Annotated in this window: 19 protein-coding genes; 13 read left to right on the top strand and 6 right to left on the bottom strand. The window is 65.5% G+C overall.

Going from position 1 to position 17966, the window contains the following annotated elements; translation table 11 throughout:
• Positions 1 to 607, bottom strand: a 607-nt coding sequence (locus CV1CTNOD_RS21610) for an Ig-like domain-containing protein (protein WP_242606904.1), incomplete at its 3' end; no start/stop codon positions are given.
• 1207 nt (positions 608 to 1814) lie between these two features.
• Here CV1CTNOD_RS21610 and CV1CTNOD_RS21605 point away from each other — a divergent pair.
• Together CV1CTNOD_RS21605 and CV1CTNOD_RS21600 are read left to right on the top strand one after the other, a co-directional pair.
• The gene (locus CV1CTNOD_RS21605) at positions 1815 to 2360 is read left to right on the top strand and encodes a class IV adenylate cyclase (RefSeq protein ID WP_131787777.1); all 546 of its coding nucleotides are present in this window, start codon (positions 1815 to 1817) and stop codon (positions 2358 to 2360) included.
• Between the two features lie 1641 nt (positions 2361 to 4001).
• Positions 4002 to 4484 carry a BlaI/MecI/CopY family transcriptional regulator gene (locus tag CV1CTNOD_RS21600; RefSeq protein WP_165485661.1) on the top strand — a complete coding sequence of 161 codons (483 nt, stop codon included), beginning with the start codon at positions 4002 to 4004 and terminating at the stop codon, positions 4482 to 4484.
• A gap of 97 nt (positions 4485 to 4581) precedes the next feature.
• Here the strand turns inward: CV1CTNOD_RS21600 and CV1CTNOD_RS21595 are convergent, their stop codons facing one another.
• From CV1CTNOD_RS21595 to CV1CTNOD_RS21580, 4 genes are all read right to left on the bottom strand, one after another.
• Positions 4582 to 5022 (bottom strand): Fur family transcriptional regulator, encoded by a 441-nt coding sequence (locus tag CV1CTNOD_RS21595; protein WP_131787775.1) that lies wholly within the window; start codon positions 5020 to 5022, stop codon positions 4582 to 4584.
• On the bottom strand, positions 4995 to 5441 hold the full coding sequence (locus CV1CTNOD_RS21590) for a Dps family protein (protein ID WP_131787774.1): 447 nt from the start codon (positions 5439 to 5441) through the stop codon (positions 4995 to 4997). Before CV1CTNOD_RS21590 ends, CV1CTNOD_RS21595 begins: the two co-directional genes overlap by 28 nt.
• 23 nt (positions 5442 to 5464) lie before the next feature.
• Positions 5465 to 7228, bottom strand: coding sequence for an MFS transporter (locus CV1CTNOD_RS21585; protein WP_207386586.1), 1764 nt, complete (start codon positions 7226 to 7228; stop codon positions 5465 to 5467).
• A gap of 958 nt (positions 7229 to 8186) precedes the next feature.
• Entirely contained in the window at positions 8187 to 8405 is a 219-nt protein-coding gene (locus CV1CTNOD_RS21580) for a hypothetical protein (protein WP_131787773.1), read from the bottom strand.
• An 85-nt stretch (positions 8406 to 8490) separates the two neighbouring features.
• On the opposite strand from CV1CTNOD_RS21580, the gene CV1CTNOD_RS21575 reads away from it, so the two are divergent.
• From CV1CTNOD_RS21575 to CV1CTNOD_RS21555, 6 genes are all read left to right on the top strand, one after another.
• Positions 8491 to 8802 (top strand): hypothetical protein, encoded by a 312-nt coding sequence (locus CV1CTNOD_RS21575; protein ID WP_207386585.1) that lies wholly within the window; start codon positions 8491 to 8493, stop codon positions 8800 to 8802.
• A 149-nt stretch (positions 8803 to 8951) separates the two neighbouring features.
• Positions 8952 to 9095: a hypothetical protein gene (locus tag CV1CTNOD_RS25075; protein ID WP_165485660.1), complete on the top strand. Its 144-nt coding sequence runs from the start codon at positions 8952 to 8954 to the stop codon at positions 9093 to 9095.
• Between the two features lies 1 nt (position 9096).
• Entirely contained in the window at positions 9097 to 9720 is a 624-nt protein-coding gene (locus CV1CTNOD_RS21570; protein ID WP_131787772.1) for a 5-formyltetrahydrofolate cyclo-ligase, read from the top strand.
• A 226-nt stretch (positions 9721 to 9946) separates the two neighbouring features.
• Positions 9947 to 10351, top strand: a complete 405-nt coding sequence (locus CV1CTNOD_RS21565; RefSeq protein ID WP_131787771.1) for an FmdB family zinc ribbon protein — start codon at positions 9947 to 9949, stop codon at positions 10349 to 10351.
• 166 nt (positions 10352 to 10517) lie between these two features.
• Positions 10518 to 11306: an SAF domain-containing protein gene (locus CV1CTNOD_RS21560; RefSeq protein WP_131787770.1), complete on the top strand. Its 789-nt coding sequence runs from the start codon at positions 10518 to 10520 to the stop codon at positions 11304 to 11306.
• Between the two features lie 444 nt (positions 11307 to 11750).
• Entirely contained in the window at positions 11751 to 12122 is a 372-nt protein-coding gene (locus CV1CTNOD_RS21555) for a hypothetical protein (protein WP_131787769.1), read from the top strand.
• A 50-nt stretch (positions 12123 to 12172) separates the two neighbouring features.
• Here the strand turns inward: CV1CTNOD_RS21555 and CV1CTNOD_RS21550 are convergent, their stop codons facing one another.
• Positions 12173 to 12523: a hypothetical protein gene (locus CV1CTNOD_RS21550; protein ID WP_165485659.1), complete on the bottom strand. Its 351-nt coding sequence runs from the start codon at positions 12521 to 12523 to the stop codon at positions 12173 to 12175.
• 398 nt (positions 12524 to 12921) lie between these two features.
• Here CV1CTNOD_RS21550 and CV1CTNOD_RS21545 point away from each other — a divergent pair, with 398 nt between their 5' ends.
• The 5 genes from CV1CTNOD_RS21545 (at position 12922) to pstB (ending at position 17964) form a co-directional block, all read left to right on the top strand.
• On the top strand, positions 12922 to 13308 hold the full coding sequence (locus tag CV1CTNOD_RS21545; RefSeq protein WP_131787799.1) for an STAS domain-containing protein: 387 nt from the start codon (positions 12922 to 12924) through the stop codon (positions 13306 to 13308).
• A gap of 424 nt (positions 13309 to 13732) precedes the next feature.
• Entirely contained in the window at positions 13733 to 14839 is a 1107-nt protein-coding gene (gene pstS, locus CV1CTNOD_RS21540; protein WP_131787767.1) for a phosphate ABC transporter substrate-binding protein PstS, read from the top strand.
• 112 nt (positions 14840 to 14951) lie between these two features.
• Positions 14952 to 15971, top strand: a complete 1020-nt coding sequence (pstC, locus tag CV1CTNOD_RS21535; RefSeq protein WP_131787798.1) for a phosphate ABC transporter permease subunit PstC — start codon at positions 14952 to 14954, stop codon at positions 15969 to 15971.
• The gene (gene pstA, locus CV1CTNOD_RS21530) at positions 15968 to 17026 is read left to right on the top strand and encodes a phosphate ABC transporter permease PstA (RefSeq protein WP_131787766.1); all 1059 of its coding nucleotides are present in this window, start codon (positions 15968 to 15970) and stop codon (positions 17024 to 17026) included. Before pstC ends, pstA begins: the two co-directional genes overlap by 4 nt.
• 161 nt (positions 17027 to 17187) lie before the next feature.
• The gene (pstB, locus tag CV1CTNOD_RS21525; protein WP_131787765.1) at positions 17188 to 17964 is read left to right on the top strand and encodes a phosphate ABC transporter ATP-binding protein PstB; all 777 of its coding nucleotides are present in this window, start codon (positions 17188 to 17190) and stop codon (positions 17962 to 17964) included.
• Positions 17965 to 17966: the final 2 nt, after the last annotated feature.

The raw sequence follows: 17966 nt of genomic DNA, 5'->3' as shown, positions 1-17966 counted from the left end.
CCAGGGCTGCGGGTGGTACCGGCGCGGCCGGCACGGCAGGCGCGGCCGAGTCTGCTCCGTCACCGGTGGAGGTGAATGCGGATTCCACTTCGGTGCTGCCGTCGTTCGTGCGAACGCGGGCGGTGAGAGTGTGCTTGCCCGCGGCCGGATTGTTGAGCCGGACCGTGAACGGTGCGTCCCGGTCGTCGAGCACCGTGTCTCCGTCGAGGGAGAATTTGACCCGTTCGACCTTGTCGAGGGTGTCCGTACCCGGGTTCAGGCTCACTTCGACACTTCCCTTGACGGACTGCCCGTCGAGTGGACTCGTACCGACGGCGAGGACCCAGGGGCCGACGGGGCGGGCCGGGGCCTGCTCGGTGGGAGTGGAGTTGGGCGCGGCGGTTGTGGCCGCCTGCGGGGATGCCGGCCCTTGCCCTCCCCGGGTGAGGATGATGCCGACGACGATGACGATCACAAGTCCGGCGGCACCGATCCCCAGCCACTGCCGGCGCTGCCCGTTCATCACCGCGTGCAGACGCAGCCTGCGTCCTTCGGATCGGGTACCGGCGATTTCGCTGTCGCGGTCCGTGTTGCTGCGGGTGTGGCTGTCCACTGGTGTGGGCCTCATCCGCTTCTCCTTGCTTTCCGTCGTCCGAGTTCGGTCTGTACCGGAGCATACTGGGATGTTCTGGAACAACTTGACGGGCCGTGCGTTCCGGATGACCCGGGGGACGTGGACCTCCGGCAGCGCGAAAGGAACATGATCGCACTTCCTTTGGCCCCCTAGTTGATGGAGCGCGCTGGCGTCGGCGCGTTCCTTGAGTCTGCATGCTGCCGGTTGACGAGCCTAGGTCGGTGCCGCCCGACCACGCATGGTGGTGGAGGCCGGACCGGTCGGCAGGTAACCGACGCCGCCGTCGGCATCGCCATCGGTCCGTCGTTGGTGACAGGTCGCCACGGTTCCTTTTCGCCTCGCCTTGGAAAGGTTGTTCGTCCGGATCGGAATTAGCCGCGCCCTTCCGGCGTCCAGGCTGGCCGGCCAGGGATCCTCGGATGCGAACACAGCCACGATCAACGATGGTCGGGCTACGTCCGGACGGTCCGCGGGTGAGGTGCCCGGGATGGTTTTTTATAACCGACGCCGTACCGCGCAAGCGACTCGGAGCTGGACCTCGCGGATCGGCTTTCAGGCCCCTGGATCCGGCAGACACCCCCGATCCAGCAGGAACCCCGGGAGCAAAAGGAAATGATTGTGCCGCCATTGTTTCCCCAGGTTTTCTGAAAAGCGGACGGCTGTGAATCACGTGCGCCGACAGCCTGCGGCCGGTCTTGTCATGATCTGTCCGTCCGTCGGCCGACAGCGGATTCCGGGCCATGGCTGAAGCTGTGGCGTGAGCTTCGCAGGCCCTGCGGGTGGGCTGCGGGCGAGACGACTGTGAGTGCGTGACCACCTGGTCGGACAGAGATCCAGGTGGCATCCGCTGTGAAACGTACCCGTAACGTGATGTCCGTCTGCCTGCGGATATGGGACGCCGGCATCTCGGGGTCGGGTGCGTGGGTGCGCGCTGCTCGGGGGTGGGCGGCTCGCCGACCTTCGTCGAGGTCACCTCGACGAAGGTCAGACCGTGTGCCGACTGTTGCTGGCTGTCACCACGGGGTTGATATTGGGCCCCGGGCCCCGGACACGGGCTAGAAAGATGTGGTCATGGCCGCTTGCCCGCATCCAACGCCCATCCGACTCTATAGCTTTGGCGGTGGGCGTCACTTCTGGTTGGTGGGTTATGTGTCAGGCTGTCGCCTCGGGGGATCGCCGGGTAGACGATGGGGAGGCTTGTGTGCGCGAGGTTAAGGTCAAGTTCCATGTGAGGGACAGGGAGGCACTCTTCCTGGCCCTCAAGGCGCGAGGCATCGAGCTGGGTGAGCCGTTCTTTCAGGATGACCAGGCGTACGCTCCTGATCGCTGGACCTTCGAGGACAGTCGGCTGGGTGTGTCCTTCCCGCGGCTACGTACGATAAACGACCGTCATTTTTTCACCCTGAAACAGCCTACTATCAACGCCCAGGCATACATCTCGTTCGAGACCGAAGTCGCCGATCGCGATCAGATGCATCAGGCCATCCTGAACATGGGTTTCTGTCCGACGGTGCGGGTCGCCAAGATCCGGCGGACGGCGAGTCTGGGCAACGTGTCGCTCTGCGTGGACGAACTCGACGGGCTGGGTATGTTTCTGGAGCTCGACTGTCCGGTGTCCGCGCACGAGTCGGCGGTGACAGTGCAAGAGGCGCTGAATACCTTTGTGGCTTCCCTCAATGTTGACGTGACACGTACCGAGGAAACATGTGACGCGCTGGTGCGGATCTCTCAGCTGCGTGCCGCCTGAGATTCTGAGATCCTTTTCCGGATCCTCTGTCCAGGCGATCCACGCCCAGGCGGCCTCCTGGTGCGCATCGTTGCCGCATGCCGTGGTTCGCCTTGTCGGACGCTGTGGCCGGGCCGCGGTGGCATGGGAACCCCGCTTGGCCAAACCGGTATAAATCATCCGGTATCGTCTTGATTCGGAGTCAATTGTCGATCTTCGATCGACGGGGTTCGGGTCCTGTCAGCGGCCGCCTGGACGTGGCTCGCCATCCGGCCCCATGGTTCGGAACGACTCCGGGAGTTCGGCGATCACGGCAGTGTGAGCTCGGTGGCACATGGTTGGCGGCGCACGATCGCCACGAGGTCCTGTGGTTGCGGTGGTGGGGTGGGTGGGGGCTGGCAAGGTTGGTCCGACCGTGTGCGATCTGTGCCGACATGCATACATCGGGTTCACTCTGAGGGAGTAACCACAGGGGTTTCTGGCCGGTTCGGTGCACCCTGTCCTGCTTCCTACAGATAAAATCTTTGCAGGGTAGTAAGACGCTTGCGCTTGGTAATCATTTGTCGGCGTGACCGTAGATTTCGACCGATGCGGTAACACAGTGTATTGGTGATGTGCGAGGTTCTTCCGCCCCGGTTTTCTCGCGGATGACGTGGGCAACTACATACAATTACATACAACATATGACTACATGCAATCCAACGACACGGGCGATGTAACCGACTACAGACAGGTGGGCCACGGCACATGATGCAAAGCTGTGCCCGGGCGAATAGGGCGGCCGCCTTTTCGCGCGTGGTGGCTACGGCCAGGTGGCCTGCACGTTTGTGCGCCACCGTCGTCGGTCTTGCCTGTGTGCTTGCCACCCGCACGGTCCGCGGTGTGCTGTCGATCCTGCTCCCAGCGGCTGTGCCCGGCCGGACGGGCCTTGCCGACCACGGTGTGCGCGTGGCTCAACCGTCCGGTTCTTCCGCGGCGCCTTGGACGAGCGAGATTCTCAGGTATGCGATGGCCCGCCGGGGACCGCCAGGAGCGTGCATCAGTCTTGAGGTAGGCCCGCGGCTCTTCTGACAGCCAGGTTCCTCGGCAGTCCGATTCGCAGCCACATAGCCTGTCCGGTGGCAGCCGGTAACCCCGTGTTCGAGAAAGCAGGATCGTATTTCCCTTGGCTGCCAAGGTCGCTACGGCTGGTGTTGGTTCCGGTAGGCTGACCTGTTGACAGTGTCTCCTGCCAGCGGCGTTTCCTGCCGACGGGGCCGACTCACTGACCAAGCGGCGACCCGGGACTTGGGCCTCCCGAACCTCCCGAACCTCCCGGATCCGGCAGGAACCACGAGCGCGAGAAAAGCATGATCGTGTTGCTTTTCGCCCTCCAGGGCCCGGTCAGGTAGCCGCGCGTCCTGTTGCGATCAAGAGATTGAGTGTGAAAACGGCTGCTATCGCGACCGTCTACTCCCTCACTTTCATGATGCGACGATATTCGATCTTGGATCATTGATCGACTGCGGGATGGATCTGCGCTACCTGGCCGACGCTCTAGCCACTGCTCCGTGCCGTGTCGCCACGTGCCTGTCGACGGACCGGCCGCACGCGCCCGGGGCTGCTACCGCCACTGCGCGGATCACGTCACCGATACGCCCTTCACGCCTTCAAGGACGGCTCTTGTTGACTACTCTCAGCCCTGAACCCGCCCCGCGAGACGACGATGCGCAGCAGCCGACGGACGTGTCCGGCACGGCGATGCGCCGCCAGCCCGGTCAGCTGGAGGCAGCGGTCCTCGCGGTTGTCTGGGCGGCCCGCGCGCCGGTGAGCACCGGCGACATCCAGCAGGAGCTGGGCGGGGGACTCGCGCACAGCACCATAGCCACCACGCTTGCCCGTCTCATCGGCAAGGGGCATGTCGAGCGAGTTCGGATCCGTCGGGTCTGGATGTATCACCCGACTCGACGGCGGGAGGAGTATGCCGCCGCCCAGATGCTCGCGTCACTGGAACAGGCAGGTGACCCCGACGCGGCCCTGGGTCACTTCACCGCGGCCCTTCCGCTCCGGCAGGCACGCCTGCTTCGCATGCTGCTGGAGGCAGCAGCCACGGACACCTCCGGAACTGTGGACACCCCTGGAACCGGCGGTCCGGGCGAAGGGTGAGGCGAAAAGGGCAGGGCGAAAAGGGCAGGGCGAAAAGGGTGGCCTTTGGCGGTCATGGCCCGTGTAGGCGTCGCTTCGCCGTCGTTCATCCGCGTTCTTACGGGGGCGGGCTGCAGCGGGAACACAGGCCGCGAAAGATGATCTGTGTTTCGTCCAGGGTGCCGATGCCGGGGTGGGTGGCAGCATCGGGATGCAGGCAGGGGTGTGCGCCGACAGCGCAGGCGACGTCCTGGACCGATCCGCAGGAACGGCAGACGAAGTGGTGGTGGAGGGCGCTGCCTGCCTCGTAGAGGGTCACGCCCGGGCCGACGTCCGCCAGCAGCGCGAGTCCTGCGGCAGTCAGGTCACGCAGCACGTTGTAGACACTGGTCCGGGCAAGATCGTATCCATTGTTTGCCAGGTGGTCGTGGACCTCGTCGGCGCGGCGGTGGCCACCGAGACGCCCCAGGGCGTCCAGCACCGCGAGCCGGGGGCCGGTGGCCCGAAGGCCCGCGGTGCGTAGCCGAGCGCTCAGTTCAACTGTGCGCCAAACATCCATGCGTGTTTGTCCAGAGTCGCGGTCAGGCCGATCAGAAGGTCCTGGGTGACCGGGTCGAGGTCGTCGAGCTGGTTCACTCTCGCACGGACGGAGTCAGCGACGTTACGCAGCCGATCGGTGATCTCGCGGACCACGTCGACGTCGGCGAGCGACCCCGCGGGCAACTCGCTCAGTGGTGTCTCCTTGGCCACGGTGGCGCTACGTCCGTCCGGACGGTAACCGACGGCCACGGCGCGCTCCGCCACCTCGTCCGCGCCCAGTCGTACGTCGTCGACCAGGGTGTCGAGCTGCTGGTGCACCGGCAGGAAGCGGGGGCCGACGACGTTCCAGTGGGCCTGTTTACCCTGCTGGGCGAGGTCGATCAACTCCACCAGCGTGGCCTGCAGCAGGCTACCCACACGATCAACGTTATTGATCATATTCGAGTCTCCTCTTCTTTGGACTATGTCCAATCTACCCGCTGATCGTGACGTGATCGCAACGTTTTCCTGTGTAGCCGAAGGCATTGGACGGGTTGCTCCGAAGCAGCATCGCGGTGTCCCGCACGGGCAGGGATACGGGGAGCCGGGACGGCTGATCGGCCCTGCTCGACCGAGGTGGGCGGATCGGTCCGTGCCCCTTGCCGGGCAGGGCGACAGCAGGCGATCACGGCGGCCAGCGCCGCGCATCCGGCCAGGACCGTCGCGGCAGCAGCGAATCCGCCGACGCCGAACGCGACCGACGTCACCGACACGCCGAAGGCGCTCCCAAGAGCGCGGGTCATGTTCAGTACCCCGCTCGCCGACCCGCTTTCCTGGGGACGGACCGCCGACATCACAGCGGCGTTGTTCACCGGAGTGAACAGCCCGAGGCCAACCCCGATGATCGCCAGTGCAATCTCTGTCGCCGCGACGGCGCCGAGACCCACGGCGGCGTCCCCGGCAGCACCGTTCGCCGAACGGGTGAGGGCCGCCACGCAGCCGGCTGTCACAACGACACCGACCATGGACGCGAGCATCCCCAGGACCGTTGTCCGGCGGACGCCGTAGCGCCGCGAGAGCGCGCCGGCCGTCGGCGCGGTCAGCCCGATCGCCAGTGGGAGGGCGGTCAAGGCCAAGCCCGCGAACGCGATGCTCAGCCCGCCGCTGTTGGTCAGATGCAGCGGGACGGCGAACAGCGTTCCGAACAGCACCGCGGATGCCAGCATCCCGCTCCCGAGCCCGGATGCGACATCGCGGCGCCGCAACAGCTCCAGGTCGATCAGGGGAGCGTCGGTTCGGGCCTGCCGCCGGATGAATGCCCAGCCGAGCGTTGCCGAGCCGGTGAGCGCCAGCCATATGCCAGGATGCGCAGGCTCGTCCGTGGCGGCTTGTGACAGCCCGATCAGGCCAGCGGTCACAGAGAGGAACAGCAGCGCCAGACCTGGCCAGTCGAACGCGGTCCGGGCCGCCCGCAGCCGGGTCCGGGGGAGCAGGACCCAGCCGAGGGCGCACCCGAGAATTCCGGTGGGAATGTTGATGTAGAAGATCCACCGCCAGCCACCCGCGTTGGTGAGCAGGCCGCCGAGCGCCGGGCCCAGCGACAGCCCGAGAGCCTGCGCCGCCGCCTGCAGGCCGATGGCGCGACTGAGCGCGTCCCGTGGAACAGCACCGACGATCAAAGCGACGCTGTTGGCCTGCAACATGGCCGCACCGATCGCCTGGACTACCCGGAAGGCGAGCAGCGTCGTCAGGTTCGGTGCGAGCCCGCATCCGAGTGAAGCCAGCGTGAACACGACGAAACCGTAGGTGTACAGAAGTTTTCGTCCGATCATGTCGGCGAGGCGTCCTACCGCCGCGACCGTGCCGACCAGGACGACCAGGTAGGACAAACTCACCCAAGTGATCGCTGTCAGGGACGCGCCCAGGTCGGTCCGGACGTCGGGTAGCGCGATGGTCACGATGCTGGCGTCGAGCTGCCCCATGAAGGCGCCGATGCAGACGGTCGCGACGATCAGCCAGGGGGCGCGAGCGTGATCACGGATGCATTGTGGTCGTCCCTGTTCGGTGAGGAGCCCGCGCCACGTGAGCCGACGCCATCGGAGTCGCTGGACCGTGCTGTTCCGTATGTCCTCTTCGCCGCCCTGCATGTCGGTGTCGGTGTGGGCGAGGGCCGGGACGGCGGCTTTCGGGCGAGTGCGCGCGAGCGGATGCCTACCGTTGCGTCGAGACGGAGGTGTGAGTGGCATGGACGGCTCCTCGGGGGCGTCCACAGCATATTGCTCTGTTACAGATATATCTATCGACTACTTTTAGTAATCGCTTGTGGACTCCTCGCTTGCGAGAAAGTAGGCGAGACAACCCCTTGATGTCGAGTGTCCAGGGCCGGCGGCGCCAGCTGTTGCGGTCGCAACGGTGACGGTGTGGGTCATGCGTGACGGCCCGCAACCGGTCGGACAGGTTCACGATGAGCCGGTGCGCCTCCACGAGCGACCCGGGGACCTGAGCCTTGCGGCGCGAAAGGAACGCGATCGCGCTGTCTTCGGCCCTCCAGGTGCCGGATCGCCGGTGTCGACGGACTTCTGCATGTCGTGGATCGCCGAGTTCGACAGCGTGGTCATGCTGCGTTTTTCGAACCTTCGACAAAATATTCCTGGTATACCTCCGGCCGGCCCACCTCGGTCGACCGTCGAGATCGGTGGGAACCCGGGCGCGAAAGGAACATGATCGCGTCGTCTTCGGCCCTCCGGGCGGTGTCCGGTGCCTGATATACCCTGCCATTTCAAGAATTTGAGGTGATTGAGGATGACGTCGACAACATCGACCAATAGGACATTGCTGTCCGTTGACACCGGTATGCAGGGCCGGTGAGCAGGGCTTTCGCGGGTGCGGTCGTGGTATCCGCGCCGGTGGCGGTCGTCATCCTCCGTCGCGTCCGGTTGGGTCTGCGCTGGAGAGCGTCCACTGTCAGGGGATCTGGACCGGAAGGCGAAAACGACCAGAGAACGTCCGTCGGAGGGCGTTCATCGGACAATAGTGAGCCGGATCACGATGCGGTTGTGTGCTTGGGTGTCGCAACCCCGCCGGCGGGGACATACTGATCGCGCGTCACGCGACGTTGCCCGAGACAGTCCAGGTCCGTGGACCCCTGTCCTTCGGGCCCTCTGGCAGCATGGGAAGAACCATGATCGTATGACCTTCGGTCGGTCAGATCTTTCGCCTCCGGTAGTACTCGACGATCCACGCGTCGATGTCGCGCTTGCGCCAGACCCGGGTGCCTTTGGAGCCCACGGTCGGTGCGTTGACGACCTGTAGCGGAGCAGGGAACTGCGGGTCTTTGCGCGTCCAGTAGTCAACCGCCTGGCGCGTGATCTTCAGCTGGAACGCTATGTCCCCGATGCCAACCAATCGCTCACCGTCGTCCACGCGAACATCGTAACGTCTTTGCTAACCGTCAAGGATACCGCTATGGTTTGTTTTGCTGGACAGCAAATACCTTGGGAGGACATCGATGGCGACACCGGTGGCCCGTCGTGCCGGCGTTCGAGCGATGCTCGATCGCGACGAGGCATATGATCAAGATCCGAAAGGAGAACCTCCGATCTCGGTACCCCGGTACCGCCGCGCCTTGCGGGCAGCGATCGATGTCGTGCCCGAACTCGTGACAGAGCAGGGAATGCCCAGGTCAGCGGTTGAAGCCGAGGCATACTCGGCAGGCGTGCGCGATGCCCTGGACACGGTCGTGGGCGTTATCGCACAGGAAATCGAGTATGTCGGGATCCCGGACCTGTCGGCTGGCGAACCCTCGCGGACCGATGCGTGACCGGCGTGACGCCCCGGGACCGGGGCATGCGGGTCTCGGGGGAGGTCGGCCGCGGACGGACCGGACGGACCGGACGGACCGGGTAGACCGGTCGGACGGGATTGTCGGACGGGATTGTCGGACGCTTCCAGCAGGGAGGAGGAGCGCTCGTGTGGGATGAGCAACGGTCCGATGACGACCGTGACATCGGCTGGGGTGACGATCAAGATCGGTTGGAGGAGGGCTTGGACACCGACATCGAGCGGTTGCGTGCCGAGCGTCCCCCGCACCACATCGAACGGGATGTCTGCTGAGGTGCGCGGGGACGGGGCCAAGATGTCGTTGCGCGCACGCCTGCTCGCGGCGCGCGCCGGTCGGATCACCGGTACAGATCAATCCGTCGTTACAGGGACGACCCAGGCGGACAGCGCCGCAACAGCGGCCAGGCGGATCCTCGACCTCCCGGAGGTCGCGGCGGCGCGCTGGGTCGCGGCCTATGCGAGCCTGCCCGGCGAGCCCGAGACCGGCCGCCTCCTCGGGCAGCTCCGGGAACGAGGAGCGCGGGTGCTGCTGCCGTCCATGCGACCCGATCTTGATCTGGATTTCCGGGAGTACACGGGCTCGTTGATCGCCGGCGCGTTCGGTACCCGTGAGCCGCCTCTCGGCGCGGCTGTCTTCGATCTCGGCCGGGCAGACGCGATCGTCGTCCCGGCGCTGGCGGCCGACGTCCACGGTGGCCGGCTCGGTCGTGGCGGGGGCTCCTACGACCGAGCATTGCGGCGGGCGAGACCGGACGCCCTGATCGTGGCGATAGTGCACGACAACGAGTTGGTTGATCGTGTTCCTACTGAGGCGCATGACGTCGGCGTCCATGTCGTCGTCACACCGAGAGCCACGGTGCGCTGCGGCACGGTCGACCGTGCGCGGGATCCGTACTAACGGTGATGTCATGGGCGCCTGTGGTGCTGCCCGTGCCTCGCTGGAGGACCAAGGGCGGCGTGATCATGTTTTCGTGCTCGGGCTCCGGAAGCCGGTTGGGGAGGTCCGGGAAGCCCGGCTCCCCGGGTCATTGGCAGGTCTCACCGCACTCTTGGGACGTGTAGGGTGCGTCTCGGGTTAGAGTTAGCAGTCGTCGAAGTCGAGTGCTAACTCCGGGGAGGAGTCCGTGCCGCGCTACGAGTACCGCTGCACCGCGTGCGATCGTGACCTCGAGGTTGTGCAGAATTTCAATGACGCGGCGCTGACCGAGTGCCCCACCTGCAACGGCAAACTACGCCGGGTGTTCAGTTCGGTCGGGGTCGTGTTCAAGGGCTCCGGTTTCTACAAGACTGACAGCCGGTCCGGTGGCAGCAGTGGCGTCCGGGACCGAACGAAGGACAAGGTCGGCAAGGATGCCGGCGCCGATACGTCCGGCAAGGAGACGGTGGGGGCCGGTGCCTCTGCCGCCGGCAGCTCGGCGGACGGGTCGTCGAGCCCGGCTGGTCCGTCGACCTCCACAAGCCCGGCGTCATCGGCATCCTCCACCGGATCGTCCACGTCGTCGGGCGGTTCGGGCACGGCTGTGGCCTGATCCGGCTGTTGTATCGCGCGTCTTCGGTCACGGCCTGATATCCACAGGCCGTGACGGTGGACGTTGCTGTGCCGCCGGTTGTCCACAACATGCGGTCGAGCGATGACGCCGGTTCGCCGGGCAGTTAACGTGATCTTCGTTCTGTTTGACGAGGATCACGGAGGTCATGATGTCGCTCGTCGGACACAGGGCGGCCCGCTTCGGGTACGCACGTGCCTGGCGGATTGCGGTCGGCGCACGACGTCGGGTGCTGGCGGCCGTCCTCGCCGCTGCGGCCGTGGTCTTCGCCGTTGTGGCGGTACGTCCTGCGCGGCCGCCATCCCCGGCATCGGTGGTGGTCGCGGCGGTTGATCTGGCCGGTGGGGTCACAATGGCACCGGGCGACGTCCGGATGGTGTCATTGCCGGTGAACGTTGTGCCGGCCGGCGCCGCACGGAGCCCGCAGGATGCGGTCGGGCGTACTCTGACGGCCGCGGTTCGGCAAGGCGAGCCGATCACCGATGCCCGCATCCTCGGCCCAGGGCTGATCACGCAGAGACAGGCGGCGGCAGGCCTGGTGGCTACGCCGGTCCGTATCACGGACGCCGGATCGGTCCTGTTCCTGCGCGTTGGTGACCACGTGAACGTGCTTGCGGCTTCCACCGACATCAACGGCATGTCAGCACCACAGCCGGGGGAGGGGGCAACGTCCACGGATCGCGCCGAGTCCTCCGGTGACACGTCGGGGATGTCGATGGCGGGTGTTCCTCGAGCGAGGGTCGTTGCCCCTGACGTCGTCGTTCTCGCGGTTGCGCGAGCCGGGGAAACCGCGGAACGCGCTGTCGGCACGGAAGAAGGTGCGCTGGTCATTGTTGCCGCGACCGCTGGGGTAGCCACAGTACTCGCCGGTGCGGCAGTGCATGCGAGGCTGTCGGTGACCGTTCTGGGAGGAACGTCCACATTCGATACGTCGTGATCAGATCTGCGCGGACGCCGGACCTGTACGGACGTCGATGTCCGTCTGCTCGATCATCTAATCACGTTCTGTGTTGCACTGGATCGCTACCGTCATGCTGCCCATGTCTGATCGACACTTTCCGGGTGGTCACGGCAGCAGCTACGTGGCCCTTCTCGACAGGTTCGCGACCCGCGCACTGTTTGCAGGCGTCTTTCGTGTTGCAGGTTCCCACCGTCGTGATCAGTCGCTGACGTCGACGGTTGGTCACGGTAAGAAGTCGAGACAAAACGGAAAGTTTCAACCCGGTGTGCGAGGTCTGGGCCGTGCGTGCTTGTATCGGGCTTGTCGGCCCGAGCAGATTTTGGCCGACCCCGGCACAGGATCGTTTATGGCGACTGATCCGTGCCGGTGGCAACTGGGCCGCGACGAGGCAGCCCAGACATACACGGGGAGGAAACGACGATGGGCGTCTCCATCGACGATGGTGCCTGTGGCGTGTGGCAGCGCGTGCCCGACGAGGTCATCGGCCGGTTCGACGGCCTCCCGGGTGCGGCGTACGAGGTACCGGACGAGGTCACATGCGCGCTGGAGAGCGGTCATCCTGACAAGCACATGGCCGTTCTCCAGGGCTGGGGCAATCAGGAAGCGTGGCTGGTCTGGAGCACACCCGTGACGGTCACCGCACCCGGATGCCGGACCGAGGGCCTGACCTGCCTACTTTCGGCGGGACATGTCGGCCGGCATCATGTGATCATGACGGACGTGGTGGAGGACGAAGGCCCCTACTGGTGCAACAGCCGCGCAGATCTTGAAATGCAACGTGCGCATACCTGATTGGCAGCCGCTCGACTGGCATCCACTCGGGCAGCCGTCCTCAGCCGTCCTCAGCCGTGGTCGACAGCCGTGTGCGCGCCATCTGTACTGAAGACCAGTACGACGTCGGTGTCGCTGGCGAAGTCGACGAGGCGGGCGTGGGCTGGCAGCTCACCGAGCAGCCAAGAAAGATCGGACACGGTGGTTCCTTCGCAGATTGTGACAGCATGCTCGTGCGACGGGGTGTTGTTCGAACGCGTGTGTGACAGGTTGGTGTTCGGCACACGCACCTGGTCGCAGGGCTCGCAAGCTGTGAGCGCGGCGTTGGTGAGGGCCTCGGCAAGGTGATGGGCCTCCTCCGGAGCCAGGCTGGCGGCGCAGACACCGTCCGGCAGCGACGGTCGGATACGGAGCAGGATCATGGCTGGCTCCGTGCCTGTACCCGGTTGGACGCCGATGCTGACCTGAGCGCCGTCGACCCGGCTGACAAGGGTCGACGTCCGGCCATTTCTTGATCGAATTTGTGCTGTTGTGTTGTTCATACAGTAAGCGTCGTTGCCGGAATCCGTCCGTTCCATCCCGTTAGACGGGGATTTTTACAGGTTTGCCCATATCTGGCCCGGCGCGAAAAAAGCATAGCCGCGCTTCCTTTGGCCCTCCACGCGGCTGGGCCGGCCACGGTTGTTCGCAATGAGGCAGTGTGGGCGTTCGCTGTTCGGGGTAGGGCCGGGGTTGTCACGTCCGACGAGGGCGGGCAGTGACGTGGGGGTACACCGGCCAGCTCCCGCGCCGCTGGGGACGTCCGGTCGGTCCTGGAGCCATGTACCCCAGCGTTCGCGTCGAGGTGACCGGCCGGCAGGCCGTGGTCGTCCGTCCCGTCGGCGATGTCGACTACTCTTCACTGGAACCTCTGCGCGAAGCGCTGCTGGATGCGCGGATTGCCGGGGCCAGGGACATCATTGTGGATCTTGGTGAGGTCGGCTTTCTGGACTCGCAGGGTCTCGCTGTGATCCTTTTTGCGCACCAGCGCCAGCGTTCCCTCGGGGGTTGCCTCATTCTGCGCAACCCGAGCGAGGATATTAATCGGCTACTACGTGTTACGAATGTCGCCCACATCATCGACGTCGAGAGCGCGAGCGGTCAGAGCGGCCCCACCTTCCCGCGCGGCGGGGAACAGGTTTCCCGGAGCTCCCCAGCGCGCGGATAGGATCCCGGGCACGCACCCGGGCACACCGGAGATCGCTTCGGCGATCAGATCTTTGCGCAGACCTTTGCGCGAATTTTTGTGTCAGGATTCCCCGTGGGCGGGGTGACTACCGCTTCTGTCGGCTCCTGGCCCTGCCCGGCAACGCCGGAAGTCACCCATGCGGGCCTCGGCGAGCCGAGGGGAGGCTCGTATCGCCGGGCGATCGGGTCGCGGTGACACCGGCGTACCCGAAGCGGCTGGTCGTACCCGGTACGACGACGTCCGCGTGAACTGTCCTCGACCCCGGATGTGTTCTGATCATCGTTCATTTCGCGTCTGCTTCCATTCATCTTTCGTTCATACGGGATCGCTTCGATTCTCGCCGGCACCCCAGTCCGGGGGCGGACAGACCGGCGCCATTGCGCTGAAGACGAAGGGTTGCTTTGTGAACATAGGGAAGCGTCAGGTTGCAGTCGTGGGCCTTGCGATGTCGGCGGTGCTGGGGGTGGCCGCCTGCGGTTCCGACAACGACGAGGTGACGACGCCGGGAGCGCCGGGCGGCACCACATCCGCGATCTCGTGCGCGACAGGGTCGATCACCGCGTCGGGCTCCTCGGCGCAGAAGAACGCGATAGACGAGTGGGTCAAGAAGTACCAGCAGGCATGTGCCGGCTCGTCGATCAACTACCAGTCGGTCGGCTCCTCCGCGGGCAGGCAGGCGTTCATCGACGGCCAGACGGCGTTCGCCGGCTCGGACTCAGCGATCAAGGACGACCAGGCGACCAACGCGGCCAGGCGTTGCACCGGCGGCCAGCTCGTCGACCTGCCCATGGTCGCCGGGCCGGTTGCGGTGATCTATAACCTCGCCGGGGTGAAGGACCTGCAGCTCAGCGCCCCGACGCTGGCGAAGATCTACGCTGGTGCAATCACCAAGTGGAACGACCCCACGATTGCGGCTGACAACCCCGGGGCGTCCCTGCCGGATACGGCGATCTCCTCGGTGCACCGATCCGACGGTTCGGGTACCACGGACAACTTCACCAAGTACCTTGCGGGTGCCGCCAAGAGCGACTGGACGTACGGGTCCGGCTCTGATTGGAAGGCCCCGGGCGGCCAGGGTTCCAAGGGCAGCGACGGGGTGACCCAGACCGTCAAGTCGACCGCCGGTGCCATCGGTTACGTGGAGCTGTCCTACGCGGAGAATGCCGCGCTGTCGACAGCAAAGATCAAAAATGGCGCCGGTGAGTACGTGACGGTCAGCACGGACGCCGCGTCCAAGGGTCTGAGCACGGCCAAGATTGCCGAGGGTAACGACTTGAAGCTGACCTTCGACTACGCCGCGACGACCTCCGGCGCATACCCGATCTACCTGGTCGCCTATGAGATCACCTGCACCAAGGGCCTGCCCGCGGACCAGGCCGCGCTGGTGAAGTCGTTCCTGACCTACACCTCCTCCAAGGACGGTCAGGCCGCCATCGCCGGCCTCGGCTACTCCCCGCTGCCGAGCGAGCTGCAGAGCAGGGTGAGTTCAGCCGTGGCGACAATTTCATGATCCTGGCATGGTGCCCCGGTAGCCACGGGTTCTGACCGGACGATCCACCGCTGTGCCCGCCCGCCTCACCGCGGGCGGGCACACTGCCTGACACAACCTGTTGAGAGGCATGATGAGCAGTGAGCCGGACGGCCTACGGAAAGGCTCGTCGAGAAACGACGCTCCCGTGGCTACGGCGGAGCCCGCCAGCAGCAGCGACGGCGCGCGGGTCAAACCCGTGGACGTCCTGTTCAAGAATCTGACCCGGTCGGCCGGTCTCGGCCTCCTCGTGCTCATCGCCACGATCGCGGCCTTCCTGGTGCTGGAGGCGACGAACGCCCTCAGCGTCAACACCGGCAACTTCCTGACGACCACGGAGTGGTTCCCGAACAGTTCGCCGCCATTCTTCGGGGTCGCGGCTCTGCTGTTCGGCACGCTGCTCACGGCCGTCATAGCAATGGCCATCGCCGTGCCGGTGGCGGTCGGGATCGCGCTGTTCATCACGGTGTATGCACCCCGCCGGCTTGCGACTCCACTGGCGTTCATCGTGGACCTGCTCGCCGCCGTCCCCAGCGTCATCTTCGGACTCTGGGGCCTGATCGTTCTTGTCCCGCAGATGAAGGGCATCCAGGAGTTCCTCACCGACTACTTCGGTTGGATCCCGCTGTTCGCCACCCAGAACGGTGTCGTCGGCCGCTCGATCTTCGTCGCCTCGGTCGTCCTGGCCATCATGATCCTGCCGATTGTCGCCGCTCTTTCCCGTGAGGTCTTCCTCCAGGTGCCGACCGCGCACAAGGAGGCGGCACTCGCTCTCGGCGCGACCCGTTGGGAAATGATCCGCACAGCGGTGCTCCCATACGGCCGGCCGGGGGTCGTCAGCGCGTCGATGCTCGGACTCGGTCGCGCGATGGGCGAGACGATCGCGGTCGCCCTGGTACTGCCCGCCTCTTTCGGAATTTCCTGGAAGATCGTGTCGCCGGCCGGCAACACGATCGCCGCGAACGTGGCGAACGGCTTCGCCGAGGCCAACAGCGTCGGTCGCGGGGCTCTCATCGCCTCCGGTCTCGTCCTGTTCATCGTCACCATGATTGTCAACATGATCGCCCGGGCCATCATCGCCCGCCGGCGCGAATTCTCGGGTGCCGCCGCATGAGTACATCGACTGTTACAGCGGCCGCCACGCCCGGCGCTCTGGGCCTGGTCGGCCGGCGGCTGCCGAAGACTGCGCTCCCTGCGATCGGTGCCGGTGCCGTCGCCGCCACCGTCCTGCTGTACGTGGTGGCTCCGATAACGAGCAGGATTCAGTTCGTGCTGATCGCCGGGACCCTTTACCTGATCGGCCAGACGTTAGCGTCGATCATGGTTGAGGGTTCCCGGCGGGCCGCCGACCGATTTGTCACCACCCTGGTTTATCTGGCTTTTCTTCTCGCGGTCATCCCGCTGGTCGCGGTGCTGGCAAGCGTGATCGCCAAGGGCGCGGAACGCGTCGACGTCAACTTTCTGACCCATTCCATGCGGAACATCGGAGCGCGGGACGCCGGTGGCGGCATCTACCATGCTCTGATCGGGACCCTGGAGCAGATCGCCCTGGCCAGCCTCTTCGCGGTCCCGTTCAGCCTGCTGGTCGCGATCTACCTGGTCGAGTACGGTCGCGGCCGGACCAGCCGGACCATCAGTTTCTTCGTCGACGTGCTGACCGGCCTGCCCTCGGTCATCGCCGGTCTGTTCATCCTGGCGTTCTACATTCTTGCGCTCGGGCAGAAACCGACCGGTTTCGCCGGCGCGCTCGCCCTGACGATCCTGATGATTCCCATTGTCGTGCGCTCCGCCGAGGAAATGCTCAAACTCGTCCCAGATGATCTTCGTGAGGCCAGCTACGCACTCGGTGTCAGCCGGTGGCGGACGATCATCAAGGTCGTGATACCGACCGCACTACCGGGAATCATCACCGGTGTGATGCTCGCGGTGGCCAGAGTCGCCGGTGAGACCGCGCCCCTGCTGCTCACCATCTTCGGGAACGACTCCATCAACTTCAACCCGTTCTCCGGGCCGCAATCGGCTCTACCGCTGTACATCTACTCGCAGGCCGGTCAGCCGCAACAGATCGCCGTCGACCGGGCCTGGGCCGCCGCGCTGACACTCATCGTCGTTGTGATGCTGCTGAACGCGGTTGCGCGGCTGGTCGCCCGGCTGGCCCGGGTCCGGTGATGCCGGTGCCCCCCGGAGCGTGGCCGGCAACCGCCGTCCTCGGACACGTTCCCATGCTTTCCAGCCCCTTCGTCTCTGCCAGCCTCTTCGTCCCATTCACGCCGTCCGCACCGCCCACGCCGTTCGCCGAACAACCGAAGCGCGAGAAGCCGAGGTAACCCATGGCCACCCGTATCGACGTCTCCGGGCTGACCGCCTACTACGGGAAGTTCAAAGCCGTCTCCGACATCCATTTCAGCATCGAGCCGAAGAGCGTCACCGCGTTCATCGGGCCGTCCGGCTGCGGCAAGTCCACGGTGCTGCGGACGCTCAACCGCATGCACGAGGTGCTGCCCGGAGCCCGGGTCGAGGGCCGGGTTCTCCTCGACGGCGAGGACCTTTACGGACCGGGGGTCGATCCGGTGAACGTGCGCCGGGCCGTCGGGATGGTCTTCCAGCGTCCGAACCCCTTCCCGACGATGTCCATCTACGAGAACGTCGTCGCCGGCCTGAAGCTCAACGGTGCCCGCAAGAAGTCGCTGCTCGACGAACGGGCCGAGCAGTCGCTGCGCGGCGCGAACCTGTGGGAGGAGGTCAAGGAGCGGCTCGGCCGGCCCGGGGCGGGCCTGTCCGGCGGCCAGCAGCAGAGACTGTGCATTGCGCGGGCCATCGCCGTCGAACCGCAGGTGCTGCTCATGGACGAGCCGTGCTCCGCCCTTGACCCGATCTCCACCCTGGCGATCGAAGACCTGATCGCCAAGCTCAAGTCGAGCTACACGATCGTCATAGTGACCCACAACATGCAGCAGGCTGCCCGGGTCAGCGACACCACGGCGTTCTTCACCCTGGACAAGACCGGTGATCCCGGCCGGATGGTGGAGATGGACAGGACCGAGAAAATCTTCTCCAATCCAATGGAAAAGCGTACGGAAGAATATATAACCGGACGTTTCGGCTGAGC

The sequence above is a fragment of the Protofrankia symbiont of Coriaria ruscifolia genome, from assembly GCF_900634745.1.
Lineage (GTDB): Bacteria > Actinomycetota > Actinomycetes > Frankiales > Frankiaceae > Protofrankia > Protofrankia californiensis.
Note: the sequence above shows the minus strand (reverse complement) of the source record. Positions and strands in the feature narration are given on the sequence as shown.

What these genes read in the sequence shown, in the direction of transcription:
- CV1CTNOD_RS21550 (WP_165485659.1), bottom strand. Translation starts at nt 12,523, where the DNA reads ATGATCCTGCTCCGTATCCGACCGTCGCTGCCGGACGGTGTCTGCGCC.
- pstB (WP_131787765.1), top strand. Translation starts at nt 17,188, where the DNA reads ATGGCCACCCGTATCGACGTCTCCGGGCTGACCGCCTACTACGGGAAG.
- CV1CTNOD_RS21545 (WP_131787799.1), top strand. Translation starts at nt 12,922, where the DNA reads ATGTACCCCAGCGTTCGCGTCGAGGTGACCGGCCGGCAGGCCGTGGTC.
- pstC (WP_131787798.1), top strand. Translation starts at nt 14,952, where the DNA reads ATGAGCAGTGAGCCGGACGGCCTACGGAAAGGCTCGTCGAGAAACGAC.
- CV1CTNOD_RS21590 (WP_131787774.1), bottom strand. Translation starts at nt 5,441, where the DNA reads ATGATCAATAACGTTGATCGTGTGGGTAGCCTGCTGCAGGCCACGCTG.
- CV1CTNOD_RS21555 (WP_131787769.1), top strand. Translation starts at nt 11,751, where the DNA reads ATGGGCGTCTCCATCGACGATGGTGCCTGTGGCGTGTGGCAGCGCGTG.
- CV1CTNOD_RS21560 (WP_131787770.1), top strand. Translation starts at nt 10,518, where the DNA reads ATGATGTCGCTCGTCGGACACAGGGCGGCCCGCTTCGGGTACGCACGT.
- CV1CTNOD_RS21595 (WP_131787775.1), bottom strand. Translation starts at nt 5,022, where the DNA reads ATGGATGTTTGGCGCACAGTTGAACTGAGCGCTCGGCTACGCACCGCG.
- CV1CTNOD_RS21585 (WP_207386586.1), bottom strand. Translation starts at nt 7,228, where the DNA reads ATGCCACTCACACCTCCGTCTCGACGCAACGGTAGGCATCCGCTCGCG.
- pstA (WP_131787766.1), top strand. Translation starts at nt 15,968, where the DNA reads ATGAGTACATCGACTGTTACAGCGGCCGCCACGCCCGGCGCTCTGGGC.
- CV1CTNOD_RS21575 (WP_207386585.1), top strand. Translation starts at nt 8,491, where the DNA reads ATGGCGACACCGGTGGCCCGTCGTGCCGGCGTTCGAGCGATGCTCGAT.